The organism is Pseudomonas sp. Y24-6 (assembly GCF_020295325.1).
In the GTDB taxonomy this organism is placed as follows: Bacteria; Pseudomonadota; Gammaproteobacteria; order Pseudomonadales; family Pseudomonadaceae; genus Aquipseudomonas; species Aquipseudomonas gregormendelii.
In genome coordinates this window covers 123,492-140,768 of sequence record NZ_JACBXG010000003.1, presented here as the reverse complement: position 1 = coordinate 140,768, position 17,277 = coordinate 123,492, and the positions used below count along the sequence as shown (strand labels likewise).

7 protein-coding genes are annotated in these 17,277 nt (G+C 61.4%); 4 read left to right on the top strand and 3 right to left on the bottom strand.

Going from position 1 to position 17,277, the window contains the following annotated elements; all coding sequences use genetic code 11:
- Nucleotides 1-90: 90 nt before the first annotated feature.
- Both HYI44_RS06985 and recQ read right to left on the bottom strand, forming a co-directional pair.
- Entirely contained in the window at nucleotides 91-525 is a 435-nt protein-coding gene (locus tag HYI44_RS06985; protein WP_045058845.1) for a MarR family transcriptional regulator, read from the bottom strand.
- A 119-nt stretch (nucleotides 526-644) separates the two neighbouring features.
- Nucleotides 645-2,771, bottom strand: a complete 2,127-nt coding sequence (gene recQ / locus HYI44_RS06980; protein WP_122837904.1) for a DNA helicase RecQ — start codon at nucleotides 2,769-2,771, stop codon at nucleotides 645-647.
- A 1,461-nt stretch (nucleotides 2,772-4,232) separates the two neighbouring features.
- Here recQ and HYI44_RS06975 point away from each other — a divergent pair.
- The 4 genes from HYI44_RS06975 to lapD all read left to right on the top strand — a co-directional run bounded on the left by HYI44_RS06975 (nucleotide 4,233) and on the right by lapD (nucleotide 8,025).
- Entirely contained in the window at nucleotides 4,233-4,820 is a 588-nt protein-coding gene (locus HYI44_RS06975; protein ID WP_045058676.1) for a YecA family protein, read from the top strand.
- Nucleotides 4,821-4,830: 10 nt separating this feature from the next.
- On the top strand, nucleotides 4,831-5,226 hold the full coding sequence (locus HYI44_RS06970) for a YbaN family protein (RefSeq protein ID WP_122837903.1): 396 nt from the start codon (nucleotides 4,831-4,833) through the stop codon (nucleotides 5,224-5,226).
- 118 nt (nucleotides 5,227-5,344) lie between these two features.
- Nucleotides 5,345-6,052 (top strand): cysteine protease LapG, encoded by a 708-nt coding sequence (lapG, locus tag HYI44_RS06965; RefSeq protein ID WP_122837902.1) that lies wholly within the window; start codon nucleotides 5,345-5,347, stop codon nucleotides 6,050-6,052.
- Nucleotides 6,053-6,084: 32 nt separating this feature from the next.
- Nucleotides 6,085-8,025, top strand: a complete 1,941-nt coding sequence (gene lapD / locus HYI44_RS06960) for a cyclic di-GMP receptor LapD (RefSeq protein ID WP_225569048.1) — start codon at nucleotides 6,085-6,087, stop codon at nucleotides 8,023-8,025.
- A gap of 112 nt (nucleotides 8,026-8,137) precedes the next feature.
- On the opposite strand, the gene HYI44_RS06955 is transcribed toward lapD, so the two are convergent.
- Nucleotides 8,138-16,831 (bottom strand): retention module-containing protein, encoded by an 8,694-nt coding sequence (locus tag HYI44_RS06955; RefSeq protein ID WP_225569047.1) that lies wholly within the window; start codon nucleotides 16,829-16,831, stop codon nucleotides 8,138-8,140.
- Nucleotides 16,832-17,277: the final 446 nt, after the last annotated feature.

Here is a 17,277-nt window from a genome sequence, read left to right as displayed (position 1 = left end):
TCGCACATCCGGTACGAACGCGATAATGCATAGTAGTTCTTTATAGTCCGCCCAACGGGCGATCTCAAAAGTCCTGCACGAAGCAACGAGTCAGGATTTTTCCAGGTTGGCCAGGATATGCCCGTGAACTCGCATGCATATCTTCAATTCCGCCTCATCGACGCCTTCAAACAGTTCCTGGCGCAGCTGGTTGGCAATGGTTTCAATCTGTTCAATCAACGGACGGGCCGGGGCGCAGAGGACGATTTTCTTCGCCCTGCGGTCTTCCACCACTGCCTGGCGCTGGACCAGACCCTGACTTTCGAGGCTGTCGAGCAATCTGGCCAGTGTCGGACCTTCTACGGCAACGCTTTGCGCCAACTCTCGTTGGGTCGGCGGCTCTCCGAAACGCGCGAGGTGCAACAGCACCAGCCAACGGGCCTGGGACAATCCCAGGCCAGCCAGGCGACGGTCAAGTTCGGCCCGCCAGCCACGGGACACCTGCGCTAACTGCATGCCAAAGCGGTGTTGATCGGTTAACGGCATAAAAAACTCATGGTTAGACTGAAATAGAGAAAACCTAATTATTAGTCAGCTAAGCATGGCCGATGACATGAAGCAAGGCTCGCTTTGTACTGAATCGTTACATCAAAGCAAGGGTTGTTTCAAATTTCGAATTCCGACTGCAGCGCCGCCCGGACGCAGTACAACACGCCCTCTGGAACCCGTCCGGCAAACATTGCCGCGATCTCCGCAACCGGTGGCAACTCGCCTTCACCGTCCAGGAACGCATCCTGGATTTCGCCCATCAATTCCTCGGGCAAATCCAGCGCCTGCTCCAGGGACAGCTGTTGCTTGCCAATCGCCTCGGCAAGCAGGGTGTACACATTCTTTTCCGAACACTGCAACTGGCCGGCGATCTGCAGTGGCGTCATGCCTGCGCGGGCCAGTGTGATCAACTCGTGGCGCAGGTCGGCCACCACTTTTGGCGCTTCGGCCTGGCCGCCCAGCACTTCGAGGAATGCCTCGCCGTAACGCTCCAGCTTGCGCGCGCCGACACCGCTGACCCGTGCCATCTCGGCCATGGAGCCCGGTTGGCTGCGCAGCATTTCCAGCAGGGTCGAGTCCGGGAAGATGACGTATGGTGGCACCCCGTGCTCTTCGGCAAGCTTGCGACGCAACGCGCGCAAGGCTTCCCACTGCTCGCGTTCTTCACCACGAACCAACTGGCTCGCCTGGCTCTTGCTGCTTTTCGCAGTCGTTTGCGGCTTGAGGTCTCGGCGCAGCTCCAGGGTGACTTCGCCCTTGAGCAGCGGCCGGCAAGTGGCGCTCAACCGCAGGCCGCCATAACCTTCGAGGTCGATGTCCGCCAGCCCGCGGGCAACCAGCTGGCGAAACAGCGATCGCCATTCGCTCTCGCCCATCGCCTTGCCGACACCAAACACTGACAGGTGCTGATGCCCAAAGCTGCGGACCTTTTCATTGTCCTTGCCTAGTAACACGTCCACCAGATGCCCTACACCATAACGCTGGCCGGTGCGGAAGATCGCCGAAAGGGCCTGGCGAGCCGGCTCGGTCGCGTCCCACGTCTGCACGCCATCGACACAGTTGTCGCAATGGCCACACGGCTGCGGCATGTCTTCGTCGAAATAAGCCAGCAAGGTTTGCCGGCGGCAGCGGGTTTCTTCGCACAGCGAAAGCATGGCGTCGAGCTTGTGCTGCTCCAGGCGCTTGTGACGCTCATCGCCTTCGGAGTTCTGCAGCATCTGCTTGAGCATCACCACGTCTTGCAGGCCATAAGCCATCCAGGCATCAGCCGGCAGGCCATCACGCCCGCCGCGGCCGGTTTCCTGATAGTACGCTTCCAGGGATTTGGGCAAGTCCAGGTGCGCGACGAAACGCACGTTGGGTTTATCGATCCCCATGCCGAACGCCACGGTGGCCACCATGATCAGGCCTTCCTCGTTGAGAAAGCGCTTCTGGTGATGGGCGCGGGTTTCGTTGGGCAGCCCGGCGTGATAAGGCAGCGCCGGGAACCCCTGCTCGCTGAGGAATACCGCGACTTCGTCGACTTTCTTGCGCGACAGGCAGTAGACGATACCGGCGTCGCTGCGCCGCTCGGCCAGGAACGCCAGCAACTGCTTGCGCGGCTGCTCCTTGGGGACGATGCGATAGAAGATGTTCGGGCGGTCGAAACTCGACAGGAAACGCTCGGCGTCCTGCAGGTGCAGGCGATCGACGATTTCTTCGCGGGTGCGTTTGTCGGCGGTGGCAGTCAGCGCAATACGCGGAACGTTGGGAAAAAGCTCGGCCAGTTGGCCCAGCTGCAGGTATTCGCGGCGGAAATCGTGACCCCATTGCGATACGCAGTGTGCTTCATCGATGGCAAACAGGGCGATTTCCAGGCTTTGCAGGAATGCCAGCATCCGCGGCTGAACCAGGCGTTCTGGCGCGAGGTACAACATTTTCACTTCACCGCGCTTGATGCGGTTGGCCAGGTCCCGTTGCTGTTCGGCGCTCAGTGTGGAGTTCAACGCAGCGGCGGCAACACCCAGTTCTTCGAGGGTGGCGACCTGGTCGTCCATCAACGCAATCAGCGGCGAGACCACGACGGCCAGGCCTTCGCGCAGCAGTGCCGGTACCTGGAAGCACAGGGACTTGCCGCCGCCGGTAGGCATCAGCACCAGGGCGTCGCCACCACTGGCCACGCGCTCAATGATCGCACCCTGGCGGCCACGAAAGCTGTCGTAGCCGAAGATGTCCTTGAGGACGCGTTGAGCCTGTTCGAGCATAAAAACTCCAAAAATCACCGAAACATCCCTGCAAGGCTGGTTCAGAATCGCGCGCTCTGCACTGACAAATCGTAAGTGCGGATTGCATGACGCTGTCCATCTCAGCCATGACGCCGGCAGGGCATCGCAAAACGCGGGAGTATACCCGACCCCTCCGGTTCAAAGGGTGCCGCTGAGTAGACACATTGGGACAAACACTCATGGGTGGGTGTGGTGGGTGTGGTGGGTGTGTAGGAGCTGTCGAGTGAAACGAGGCTGCGATCTTTTGATCTTGCTGTGTGTACATATCCATTGCTGCGGTAACGGCGGCTTACGGTTCCGCTCTTACAGCGGGTCACTTTTAAAAAGCGCAAAAGTAACCAAAACGCTCTTGCCCCACCACTCGGCACCTCGCCTGGGCTCGGTGTGCCCGAACCCAGGCATTGCTCCGCGGGTCGCCGCGATGGGCCATCCCTGGCCCAGCGCGGCTAAACCGGCATCCTTGCCGGTTTACCCGCTACGCAATGCCTGCGTTCGGCCAGCGTGGTTAACGGGGCGTCCGCGATCAAGAACCGAGCCGTGGCGGCCTTCGGGCCGACCAAGGCATCAAGCTGGCGCGCTTCGCTTGTTTGGTCGTGCACCGTTTCTGGATATGCAATGGGCGCTGTGAGGTGGTATCCGAGGAAGGCGAATTCCCTGGAAAGTGATCCCTCTGGAAAGTCATCCCTGTGGAGGTTCGAAATCTGTAGAGAGTGCGAGTATGCACATCAGAGCAGCGCAGCGCGCCGGCGTGATGCCTTGGTCGGCCCGAAGGCCGCCACGGCGAGGCTCTTGATCGCAGGCGCCCCGTTAAACCACGCTGGCCGAACGCAGGCATTGCGCAGCGGGGAAACCGGCAAGGATGCCGGTTTAGCCGCGCTGGGCCAGGGATGGCCCATCGCGGCGACCCGCGGAGCAATGCCGGAGTGAGGGCACACCGAGCCTGAGCGAGGTGCCGAGTGGTGGGGCAAGAGCGCTTTGGTTACTTTGCGCCGGGGCGCGCAGCCTCTTCGAAAGTGACCCGCTGTAAGGGCGGAACCATAAGCCGCCGTTACCGCAGCAATGGATATGTACACACAGCAAGATCAAAAGATCGCAGCCTCGTTTCACTCGACAGCTCCTACTTAGGAACAACTCCAGCCCGGAGGCAGTGCACATCAGAGAAGCGCAACACGCCGGCTTGTCGCCGGGACGCGCAGCCTCTTCGAAAGTGACCCGCTGTAAGGGCGGAACCATAAGCCGCCGTTACCGCAGCAATGGATATGCACACACAGCAAGATCAAAAGATCGCAGCCTCGTTTCACTCGACAGCTCCTACTCAGCTCCTACAGAGCGCATATGGAAAAACGCGGCCCGAGGGGGCAAATGTGCCGCGCGGCTGGCCTGACTGCTCAAGAAGGCCTAGAATTCCCGCATCTGTTTAATTCCCAAGGTAGCCCTTTAATGTCCTTCGCTGAGCAACTAACCCGCCTGCAAGTCTTCCTCGACGCCGATGAACTGCATGACGAGGCGCTGGACTACGTGGCCGCCCACGGCTACCTCACGGCCCTGTCGATCTGCTCCGAAACCGTACCGGACCGTGAATGGATCGATGCCCTGTTCGCCGAAGAGCCGCATTACGCCGACGACACCGAGCGTGAAGCCATCGAATCCACCCTGCTGGCACTCAAAGCCCACATCGCTCGCCAGCTGGCTTCCGATGAAGAATTCGAGCTGCCTTGCGAACTCGATCTTGGCGAAGACCCAGATGATTCCGACCTGCGCGGCTGGTGCATCGGCTTCATGGAAGGCGTGTTCCTGCGTGAAGCCGCCTGGTTTGAGACCGCTGAAGACGAAGTCAGCGAAATGCTGCTGCCGATCATGGTCGGTTCGGGCCTGTTCGACGAGCAACCGGAATTCTCCGATATCGCCGCCGATGCCAACCTGATGGACGACATGATCGTGCAAATTCCGGAAGCCCTGACCGCGCTGTACCTGCTGTGCAACGCGCCTGACGAAAAACCGGCCATCCTCAAGCCTCGTCACCACTAAGGTTCTGCCTATGGACAATCCCATAGGCAACCGCTCCCTGATGTTGCGCTACGGGCTGCTGGCCATCGGCTGGCTCAGCGTAGCGTTGGGGGTGATCGGGATCTTCCTGCCGGTATTGCCCACGACCCCTTTCCTGTTGCTGGCCGCTGCCTGTTTTGCCCGCAGTTCACCGCGCTTTTACCATTGGCTGGTGGAGCATCCGCGCCTTGGGCCGTGGATCCGCGGTTACCTTGACGGTAACGGCATTCCGCTCAAGGGCAAGGTCTACGCCATCGGGCTGATGTGGGTGAGCATCGGGTTTTCCTGCTACCTGGTACCGATGCCGTGGGCGCGGGGCTTCATGTTGACCAGTGCGGTGCTGGTGACCATTTACATCCTCAAACAGAAAACCCTGCGCAAGCCCTGATCGCCTCGTCACAGCATCCCCTGTGACTCAATGCAACTGCATTGCCAACCGACGATTTGCCCTCTTCCCCTGCAAACACCGCCTAGACTCCATCCATCTGCACCCCGAGCAGCCCGACATGCCCCGTCGCCGGCGTAGTCCAGGATGGTCAACGCTCCGACTTCGGTTCGGCGGATGGCTGCTGCTGGCATTTTGGCTGGTGCCGGGCCTGGGTGCGGTCTTCGCCAGCTGGGATTATGCGCAGGTCTTGCAGAACGCCCAGGCCCGATACGGCGCGCAGGGTCCCGCGCAAAGGCGGATAGAGGCCTGGAGCCAGTTGCTGCAAGGTCAACAGGATCAGCCAGAGCGCGAGCAACTCAATGCGGTCAATCGCTTCTTCAACCAGCAACTGACTTTCCAGGACGATACGCGCATCTGGCGCCAGGTCGATTACTGGGCCACACCCGTCGAATCCCTGGTCAAGGGCGCGGGCGACTGCGAGGACTATGCCCTGGCCAAGTATTTCAGCCTGCGCCATCTCGGCATTCCCAGCGACAAATTGCGCATCACCTACGTCAAAGCCCTGACCCAGAACCAGGCGCACATGGTACTGACCTTCTACAGCAGCCCCACGGCCGATCCGCTAGTGCTGGACAACCTGGTGGGCGAGATCTCCCCCGCCTCACGACGCAAGGACCTGCTACCGGTCTACGCCTTCAATGCCGAGGGGCTTTACCTGCCGGGAGCTAACGGCGGCAAGCGTTCCAGCGACTCGAAAAAGTTGTCGCGCTGGCAGGATGTGTTGAAAAAAATGCAGGTTGAAGGTTTCGCCGTGGGCGACGGCTAGTCGTCCTCGCAAGGTCTCGCAAGGAGCGTGTTATGTCACTGCGCAAACAATTGTTTCTCGCCATTTGCCTGTTCCTGCTGGTGGCGTTCAGCGGCAGCTTTTTTGTCAGCCTGGAAAGCTCCCGCGACCAGATGCTCGGGCAGTTGCGCTCACACGCCCAGGACGCGGCGACGGCGCTGGGGTTGTCATTGACCGCGCAAGTAGACGATCCGGCGATGATGGAGTTGATGGTCAGCTCGATTTTCGACAGTGGCTACTTCACCAGCATCCGGGTAGTCAGCATTGCCGATGAGCAGGTGCTGGTGGAGCGCAGCGCCCAGGCCCGCGGCGAACGTGTGCCCGGCTGGTTCACCAGGCTGGTCGACCTGCGCCCCCAGGGAGGCGAAGCGTTGATCATGCGCGGCTGGGAGCAATTCGCCCGGGTCGAAGTATTGAGCAACCCGCGATTTGCCCTGGCCAAGCTCTGGGACAGTACATTGGGCAGCCTGATCTGGTTGCTTATCTGCGGGCTGCTCAGCGCGGTGTTCGGCGGCTGGTTGCTGCGCCGGCAATTGCGCCCGCTGGACAAGATGGTCAAACAGGCCGAAGCCATCAGCAAACGCGAATTTCGCAGCCTGACGAAATTGCCCCGCACCCCGGAATTGAAACGCGTGGTGCTGGCGATGAATCAGATGGTCGAAAAACTCAAGGCGCTGTTCGCCGAAGAAGCCGCTCGCAGCGAAAAACTGCGCGCCGAATCCTACCTCGATGGCCTCACCGGGCTGGCCAACCGACGGTTACTGGACGAGCAATTGGCGGATCATTTGCTGGTGGCCGAGCAGAGCAGTGAGGGCCACCTGCTGATGCTGCGGATCAACGATCTGGCGGGGCTGAATCAGCGCATGGGCGGACAGCGCACTGATGCATTGATCAGCGCAGTCGCCGAATTGCTCAAGCGTCTTTGCGGACTACCCGAGCGTCGTACTTGGCTGGCTGCGCGTAATCGTGGCGGTGAGTTCAGCTTGCTGACACCTGGATTGGGCCAGGCGGACGCCGCCCGCCTGGTCGCGGAAGTCAGTGCCACCCTGGAGAACCTGCGCCTGACCGGCGCCAGTGACAGCATGCCAGTGGCGCACCTGGGCATCGTCCCCTATCACCCGGGAGAATCCGCCAATGCGGTGCTGCTGCGCCTGGATCAAGCCCTGACTCAGGCCCGGCAACACCCCGAGCGGCCGTGGACATACCTGGACAGCGGTGACTGCGCGCCGAACCAGTCCCAGCACGACTGGCGCACCTGGATCGACGAAGCCCTGACGCAGGGGAATATGCAGCTGTACTTTCAGCCGGTGGTGCAATGCGCCGACACCAGCCAGGTGCTTCACCACAAAGTCCTGGCACGCTTGCTCGACCCCAGCGGCGAGGCGATTGCCGCCGGGCATTTCCTGCCCTGGATAGAGCGTCTGGGCTGGTCAGCGCGCATGGACCTGGCGATGCTCGAAGCGACCCTCGATTACCTTGTCGTCAATCGCTGGCCGCTGGCATTGAGCCTGTCTGGCAGCACCCTGCGCGATCCGGCGCAGTTGGCGAAGATACTCGACATGCTCGAATCGTTACCCGATCTGGCGCCGCTGCTGACCCTGGAAATCGACGAACGCCAACTGCCGCCCCCGCTGGAGTTGCAGCATTTGTGTCATAGCCTGCTCGACACCGGCTATCGCGTCGGGCTGCAGCATTTTGGCGGCAGCTTCAGCCAGATCGGCAACCTGACACAGCTGGGGTTGGCTTACTTGAAGATTGATGGTGCGTATATCCGGGGTATAGATCGCCAGGACGACAAGCGCCTGTTCATTGATGCGATCTTCCGGGCAACCAACAGTATTGATTTGCCGTTGATTGCGGAGATGGTCGAGACCCAGGGAGAGTTTGCGACGATCAGGGAATTAGGGGTGTATGGGGTCATGGGCAGGTTCATCGGGCCGCCTGAGCCAATGTGACGGGGTAGCTGCCCCCCACGGTGGAAGCAAGAATTGCCCGCGACGGCGTCTTCGCTATCGCAGGCAAGCCTTGCTCCCACAGGAGATCAGCCTCTCTCCTTCACTTTTCAGATCAAACCGTATCCACCTTCAACGAGTGATCATTCAACATCCCGTTGATGATGGTCGCCGTGTCATGCCCCCCGGCGACCACACCACCCACCCCCGGCGTGACGCCGTAGTGGCTGGCGAGGTTGACACCGGCAAGGTCAATGGTCTGGTTCGGCGTGGCGCCGGCCATGGCGCTGACGTCGATGCTGGTCAGGACCGAAGCGCCACTGCCGACAACCTTGAAGTGCAGGTAATCATCCAGCGAAGCTGCCGTGCCGTTTTCACCTTGCAGCAGTTGCGACAAGTCGAGCTTGTCGGTGCCCGGGGTGAAGTCAGTGACCAGGTCATGCCCGGAGTTGCCTTTGAGCCACTGGAAGGTATCCGCGCCAGCGCCGCCGGTGAGGGTGTTGTTGCCCAGGCCGCCGATGAGGAAGTCATCGCCGCCACCGCCGTTGAGGACGTCGTTGCCCAGGCCGCCAGTGATGATGTTGCTGTTGTTGTCGCCCATCAGGCTGTCATTGAAGTTGGAGCCGGTGAGGTTCTCCAGGCCGGTGAGGGTATCAGTGCCGGCGCCTCCGGTGTTTTGCGCAGTGAGCAGGCCCAGGTCGACGGTGACACCGCTGGTGGCATGGGCGTAGCTGACGGTATCGATACCAGCGCCGCCGTCCAGCAGATCGTTACCTGCCCCGCTGAACAACAGGTCGTTGCCGGCACCGCCGTGCAGTTCGTTGTTACCGGCACCCGCCGTCAACACGTCGTTGCCATCGCCGGCATTGAGCACGTTGTTGCCGGTGCCGGCCACCAGAACGTCGTCACCCGCGGTACCCGTGAGGGTATGGCCGTCCTGGTAGCTGATGGTCACATTCGCCGTGTCACTGCCGCCGTGGGTGTCATTGGCGCTGTAGGCGCCGTTGAAGTCCGGGGTGACATCATGGGCACCGGCGTAGTTGACCGTCATGGTCAGCTGGTAGTTTTCGGCGTTGTTGGCGCCAACGCCGCCGCCGGGATTGGTGATGTTGGTGACATGGATCTTGTACGTGCCATCGGCATCGGCCGTGATGGTAGCGCCATCGGCAAGGGTCACGAAGGCACCGCCATTGAGTGAGTACTCCATGGCAATCCGACCGCCCGCCAGGTTGTGATCCAGATTAAGGGTCTCACCCTCCTTGAGTTTCACCGTGATGAGGTCTTCATCATTGGCATTGGAAGTGGTGACAGAGCCCAGATAACCACTGATCACCAGCACGGCTGTCATCGCTGCGGTATTGGCCGCGAAGGACCCGCGCACATCCGCCAGGTTCTGGTTCGCGACGGTGTTGTTGCTGCCCTTGAAGTTGATCGCGCCGGTGCCGACAAAGTCCGCGCCCCTGGCCACCCAACCGGTGTTGAAGGTAGTCGGCGCTGCGGTGAGGGTATCGCCTTCGGGATCAGTGTCGTTGGCCAGCAACAATTCGCCAGGTACCACCACGCTGCCGGACAGCACGTTGGTGATGATGTGGTCGTCGACGGCCACGGGCGCGGCGTTCGGCACGACCTTGACCACCAGGGTCGAGCTCGCCAGGTCGCCGTCGTTGTCGCTGACGGTGAAGCCGATATTTTCGGTGATCACCACGTTCGTGGCTTTCTGCGAGGTGTAGTTGTACTCACCGCTGTCGAGGTTGATGACCAGCGTACCGCCGTTATTGGTGGCGATGCTCAGGGAGTTGTTTACCGTGTTGAACGTGCCGTGGTTGTCCCCGCCGCTGGAAATCAGTGAGCCCTGGTTGTTCAACGCTTTAGGATCGTAGGTGTACGTGGTGCCATCGACGACGATGGACTTGATGAAACCGCCATCGGCACCAAAGTTTCCGCCCTCCAGCAAGGTGCCCGTGACCGGGGCACCCTGCACGGTGCCCGAGAGTACCGAGTTGAGCTGGTTGAGATCGGTCACCACCACAGCATTGGTGTTGGTGTGGGTGCTGCCGTCATAGGCGACCGGATCGAGGTAGGCATTGCTGACGCCGTTGCCCAGGCCGATTGCGTAGTTCTTGATGTTATTAGCGTCGAGGAAGGCTTTGAGTGAAGCCTCGTCGGCAGCGTTGATGTCACCTTCGTTGGGTTTGCCGTCCGAGAAGAAGTAGCCGACATTCTGCGCGCCGGTCAGTTTGCCGGCCGTGTTGAACGCGGTCTTCATGGTTGCCACGGCGGCATCGTAGTTGGTCCCGCCGCCCGCCGTCAGGCCCGAAATGATCGACTTGGCCGTGGCCACGTCAACCCAGATCGCGGTCTTGTCGGTGGCGTTGCTGCTGAAAGTGACGATCTGCACCTTCACGTCGCCAAGGTCGTCGTACTTGTCGAGCAAGGCACTGATCGCCTGCTTGGCCAGGGCCAGGCGCGACAGGCCAGGCACGCCGGACGCATCGGCCATACTGCCGGACACGTCGATCACCAACAGCAGGTTGGAATCGATTTCCACCGCCGCCACCGAACGCTCGGAAGCAACGGCCTTGGGCACGTCATCGACGATGTTCACCACGATGGTGCTGGTGGTGGTGTTGCCCAGGGCATCAGTGGCCTTGTAGGTGAAGCTTTCGCTCAGGCTGTTGGGCCCGTCGTTGGCGTTCGGCGAGGTTTTCGGCGCCGAGGTCAATGTGTAGGTGTAGGTGCCGTTGGGGTTGAGGAGCATTTGCCCGTAGGCCCCGGTGCCACTGCTGACCAGGGTGTAGGTGATTGCGCCGATAGCCCCGGTGACCGAACCGACCAGTGTTCCCGTGGACGTTTCGCCGGTATTGCCCGGATCGCTGCCGACCACGGTGCCGGCCGCGAGGTCCAGGCCGTCCTTGCTCAGGTCCAGGGCTTTTTCGTAGACCGTCACGTCGGTGTCGGACACCGCCTTGATGCAACTGTTGGACACGTCGATGGTGAGGGTGGTAGTGCTTTCATCGCCATCGGCATCGCGCACGGTGTAGGTGAACACGTCAGTCGCGCCCGCTACGCCCACCGAGTCCGGCCGGCTGTGGTAGGTCGCGTTGCCGTTGGCATCCAGGGTGAGGTAACCGTAGGCGCCATTGATATTGGTGTTGAGGCCGCCGCTGGCCGAGGTCGAGGTGTCGCTGCCTGCACGCACACCCACCACCGCACCGGTGGCCGCCGGGCCATCGGAGCCGCCGATGTCATTGACCAGGACGTTGGTGCCGACCGTCCCGCCCTCTTGCACCTGCTTGAAGTCCGGATTGGCACTGGGCAAGTCATCGATGATGTTGACGTTGATCTGGCCCGACGCAGTACTGCCGTCGTTGTCGTGCGCCACCACGTCGAAATTCTCGACGAGGGCGTTGGCGCCGTCGGCCGCTGGGTGCGTTTCGCTGCCCACCAGGGTGTAGCTGTAGCTGAGCACGCCCGTGACGGGATCGAAGCCGTTGATGGTCAGGAAGTTACCCAGCGGGGTCACCACGGTGTGCGGCAAACCGACCACCTCGCCGTTGGCGACCACCGCGAATCCACCCACGACCAGGGAGTTCAGGCCGTCGAGTGCCGTGACGGTGAAGGTCCCGGACTGGGTCAGCGCGGGCGAATCGGGGTTGGTGCCCCAGTCGAGGTTCTTCTCGTAGACGGTGAGTTCGCCGCCGTTGACATCCAGGCCGCCGATGATCACCGGATCATCGTTGTTATGGATCTGCAGCACCAGGTTGGCGGTGCTGGTATCGCCGTCGGCATCGGTGATGGTGTAGGCGAACGTCTCAGTGCCTTTGCCGCGACCTTCCAGGGCCTTGAAGTCCGCGTCGTTGGTGTCCAGCGTGTAGGTGTAAGTGCCATTGGCGTTCAGCACCAGGGTGCCGTAGGTGCCTACGAATGTGCCGGCGGTGATCGGCCCGGCGCTTGGCCCGGTCGGTACCCGGTCAGCGCCCTGCACGTCATTGGTCAGCACGTTACCGTTAAGGGTCAACTGGCTTTCCGAGGCGGTGCCGGCATTGCTGTCATCCACCGCGCTGGGCAGGTCGTCGACGATGTTGACGTCGAGGCTGGCATTGGCCGTGGTGCCGTTGTCATCGACCACGGTCACTGCAAACTGCTCGGACAGGTTGTTCGCGCCGCTGGCGTTCGCGTGGGCTTCGTTATCGGCCAGGGTGTAGCTGTAGCTGACCACGCCGGTGGTGGCGTCAAAGCCGGTGATGGTCAGGGTGCTGCCCAGCGGAGTGACGATCGACTGCGGGAAGCCGGCGCTCACACCACCGACCACCACGTTCAGGCCGCCGACGCTGAGGGTCTGCACGCCGTCGAGCGCGGTGATGGTGAAGGTGCCGGTCTGGGTCAGCGCAGGGGTATCCGGCGCGCTGCCGTCGCCAAGATTTTTCTCGTAGACCGTCAGCTCGCCACCGTTGACGTTCAAACCGTCGATGGTCACCGGATCATCGTTGTTATGGATCTGCAGCACCAGGTTCGCGGTGCTGGTATCGCCGTCGGAATCGGTGATGGTGTAGGCGAAGTTTTCAGTGCCGTCGCCACCGCCGTGCAACGCCTTGAAGTCGGCATCGCTGGTGTTCAGCGTGTAGGTGTAAGTGCCATTGGCGTTCAGCACCAGGGTGCCATAGGCCCCATTGAAGGTGCCGGGCGTGATCGGGCCGGTGTTCTCCCCGGTCGGTACCCGGTCAGCGCCTTGCACGTCGTTGGTCAGCACATTGCCGTTGAGGGTCAGCAGGGTTTCCGAGGCGGTATTGGCGTTGCTGTCATCCACGGCGTTGGGCAGGTCGTCGACGATGTTGACGTCGAGGCTGGCATTGGCGGTTGTGCCGTTGTCATCGACCACGGTGACTGCAAACTGCTCCGACAGACTATTCGCACCATCGGCATTGGCATGGGTTTCGTTGTCGGCCAGGGTGTAGCTGTAGCTGACCACGCCGGTGGTGGCGTCAAAGCCGGTGATGGTCAGGGTGCTGCCCAACGGAGTGACGATCGACTGCGGGAAGCCGGTGCTCACACCACCGACCACCACGTTCAGGCCGCCGACGCTGAGGGTCTGCACGCCGTCGAGCGCGGTGATGGTGAAGGTGCCGGTCTGGGTCAGCGCAGGGGTATCCGGCGCGCTGCCGTCGCCAAGATTTTTCTCGTAGACCGTCAGCTCGCCACCGTTGACGTTCAAACCGTCGATGGTCACCGGATCATCGTTGTTATGGATCTGCAGCACCAGGTTCGCGGTGCTGGTATCGCCGTCGGAATCGGTGATGGTGTAGGCGAAGGTTTCAGTACCGTCGCCACCGCCGTGCAACGCCTTGAAGTCCGCATCGCTGGTGTTCAGCGTGTAGGTGTAAGTGCCATTGGCGTTCAGCACCAGGGTGCCGTAGACCCCGCTGAAGGTGCCGGGCGTGATCGGGCCGGCGTTCTCCCCGGTGGGTACCCGGTCAGCGCCTTGCACGTCGTTGGTCAGCACATTGCCGTTGAGGGTCAGCAGGGTTTCCGAGGCGGTATTGGCGTTGCTGTCATCCACGGCGTTGGGCAGGTCGTCGACGATGTTGACGTCGAGGCTGGCATTGGCGGTTGTGCCGTTGTCATCGACCACGGTGACTGCAAACTGCTCCGACAGACTATTCGCACCATCGGCATTGGCATGGGTTTCGTTGTCGGCCAGGGTGTAGCTGTAGCTGACCACGCCGGTGGTGGCGTCAAAGCCGGTGATGGTCAGGGTGCTGCCCAACGGAGTGACGATCGACTGCGGGAAGCCGGCGCTCACACCACCGACCACCACGTTCAGGCCGCCGACGCTGAGGGTCTGCACGCCGTCGAGCGCGGTGATGGTGAAGGTGCCGGTCTGGGTCAGCGCAGGGGTATCCGGCGCGCTGCCGTCGCCGAGGTTTTTTTCGTAGACCGTCAGCTCGCCACCGTTGACGTTCAAACCGTCGATGGTCACCGGATCATCGTTGTTATGGATCTGCAGCACCAGGTTCGCGGTGCTGGTATCGCCGTCGGAATCGGTGATGGTGTAGGCGAAGGTTTCAGTACCGTCGCCACCGCCGTGCAACGCCTTGAAGTCCGCATCGCTGGTGTTCAGCGTGTAGGTGTAAGTGCCATTGGCGTTCAGCACCAGGGTGCCATAGGCCCCATTGAAGGTGCCGGGCGTGATCGGGCCGGTGTTCTCCCCGGTCGGTACCCGGTCAGCGCCTTGCACGTCGTTGGTCAGCACATTGCCGTTGAGGGTCAGCAGGGTTTCCGAGGCGGTATTGGCGTTGCTGTCATCCACGGCGTTGGGCAGGTCGTCGACGATGTTGACGTCGAGGCTGGCATTGGCGGTTGTGCCGTTGTCATCGACCACGGTGACTGCAAACTGCTCCGACAGACTATTCGCACCATCGGCATTGGCATGGGTTTCGTTGTCGGCCAGGGTGTAGCTGTAGCTGACCACGCCGGTGGTGGCGTCAAAGCCGGTGATGGTCAGGGTGCTGCCCAACGGAGTGACGATCGACTGCGGGAAGCCGGTGCTCACACCACCGACCACCACGTTCAGGCCGCCGACGCTGAGGGTCTGCACGCCGTCGAGCGCGGTGATGGTGAAGGTGCCGGTCTGGGTCAGCGCAGGGGTATCCGGCGCGCTGCCGTCGCCGAGGTTTTTTTCGTAGACCGTCAGCTCGCCACCGTTGACGTTCAAACCGTCGATGGTCACCGGATCATCGTTGTTATGGATCTGCAGCACCAGGTTCGCGGTGCTGGTATCGCCGTCGGAATCGGTGATGGTGTAGGCGAAGGTTTCAGTACCGTCGCCACCGCCGTGCAACGCCTTGAAGTCCGCATCGCTGGTGTTCAGCGTGTAGGTGTAAGTGCCATTGGCGTTCAGCACCAGGGTGCCGTAGACCCCGCTGAAGGTGCCGGGCGTGATCGGGCCGGCGTTCTCCCCGGTGGGTACCCGGTCAGCGCCTTGCACGTCGTTGGTCAGCACATTGCCGTTGAGGGTCAGCAGGGTTTCCGAGGCGGTATTGGCGTTGCTGTCATCCACGGCGTTGGGCAGGTCGTCGACGATGTTGACGTCGAGGCTGGCATTGGCGGTTGTGCCGTTGTCATCGACCACGGTGACTGCAAACTGCTCCGACAGACTATTCGCACCATCGGCATTGGCATGGGATTCGTTGTCGGCCAGGGTGTAGCTGTAGCTGACGATGCCGGTTGCGCTGTCGTAACCGGTAATGGTCAGCGTACTGCCTAGCGGGGTGGTAATCGATTGCGGGAAACCTGCGCTGACGCCACCGCTCACCACGCTGACCCCGCCAATGCTCAGGCTCTGCACACCGTCGAGGGCGGTGATGGTAAAGGTGCCGCTTTGGGTCAGTGCGCCAGCATCCGGCGCGCTGCCGTCGCCCAGGTTTTTCTCGTAGACGGACAGCTCGCCGCCTGACACGCCGAGCCCGCCGATATCGATCGGGTCATCGTTGTTGTGAATGTTCAGCACCAGCGTTGCGGTGCTGGTATCACCATCCGAATCGGTGAGGGTGTAGACGAAGCTTTCCGTGCCGCTGCCACCACCGTGCAAGGCTTTGAAGTCGGCGTCATCGGGGTTCAGCGTGTAGGTGTAGGTGCCGTTCGGATTGAGCACCAGGGTGCCGTAGGTGCCGGTGAACGTACCGCCGATTACCGGTCCGCTATTGGGGCCGGTGGGAATGCGGTCGGCACCCTGGATATCGTTGGGCAGCACGCTGCCGGTCAGGGTCAACAGCGTTTCCGAGGCGGTATTGGCGTTGCTGTCGTCGATCGCTGTTGGTGCATCGTCGGTGATGTTGATGTCCAGGGAACCCGTAGCCGTGTCGCCATTGGTGTCGCCCGCCACCACGGTGAATTGTTCGCTGAGGGAGTTCGCGCCATCACCCGCCGAATGGGTGTCGTTGCCATTGAGGGTGTAGCTGTAGCTCACCACACCAGTGGCCGGGTCATAACCTGTGATCGTCAGCGTGTTACCCAGCTGCGTGGTGATCGATTGCGGGAAGCCTGCCGCCACGCCACCGCTGATCACACTGATACCGCCCACGTTCAGGTTCAGCAGGCCATCGGCCGCTGTCACGGTGAAGGTGCCGTTCTGGATCAGGGCCGAGGGGTTGCTGGCCGTGCCGTCGGGAAGATTGGCCTCGTTGAGGGTCAGCTCGCCGCCCGAGGTATTCAGGCCGCCAAGGATGACGGGGTTGTTCACGACCAACGGTGGCACGACGACAGGAGGTGTGGCGTCGTCCTGGTTATCGAGGCTGTTGTCGGGATCGTTGAAGATGCGCTCCAGGGGAAACTCTGGAATGCCGTTGAATCCTGCCGTCGGGAAACCCACGGTCGGATCGACCCGGCCTGCCACTTCTTCGAGCAGGACAAAACTGTGTCCGCCGCCCAGGGCTCCGGCAGCGGTGCTGCCCGTTGGCCCGGCCGCAGTGGCTTCACCGGTTTGAGTCGGGTCTTCGCCAGCGGCGATGGCTTTCTGCAGGCGTTCGACGTCGGTCAGTTGTGCCTCGCTGGGCGTCACGGCTTCCGGCGTCTGCACATGGGGCGCCTGGTGCGCGAGCAGTTGCGAGGTCATTTGCAGGCTGCTGCCACGCCCAAGCGTCAGCTCCTGGCCATTGTGCAGCTTCACCGCCACCGCCCCTTCGGCCCCGGTGACCAATTGATCGCCGGCAAACAGCCGATCGCCCTCGACCAGCGCGCGTCGGGTGCCGTCACCCGCTACAGCAACCACCTGACCAATGACTTTAGTGACGATACCGATGAGCGTAGCCATGTGCATTTCCTCCGCTGCCAACCGTTGCCGGCAGCCTGTTTTTTGCGAAGATCGTGCTCATGGAAAAAAGCCAGTTGCCGGGTGAATCGTCTACCGGGCTACGGGTTTTTCCCCGGATTATTCCGGGTCAACCGTGGCCCTGGCGACTTTCTCGCCAAGCCTGTCGCGTATGGGCAATCAGCGCCTGATTCGAATAAACCCAATACATTCAATGGCTTTGGGCTACTAATCGGCAAAAATGATCACCTGCCAGCGATGCGTTACAGTTCTGAACCGGTCAAGTGACAAAAAAATGTCACCCCCAAACTGCCCCGCCTCCTTCCCCTCCAGCACTCCATCGTCCGTTATCGATAAATGGTTGGAACTTTCGATTTGCCCTTGCAAGCTCCCTAGAGCTCGTAATACAAGGGTTCCACGAGTGAACAATGTGCTGGATTTTTCAGAGC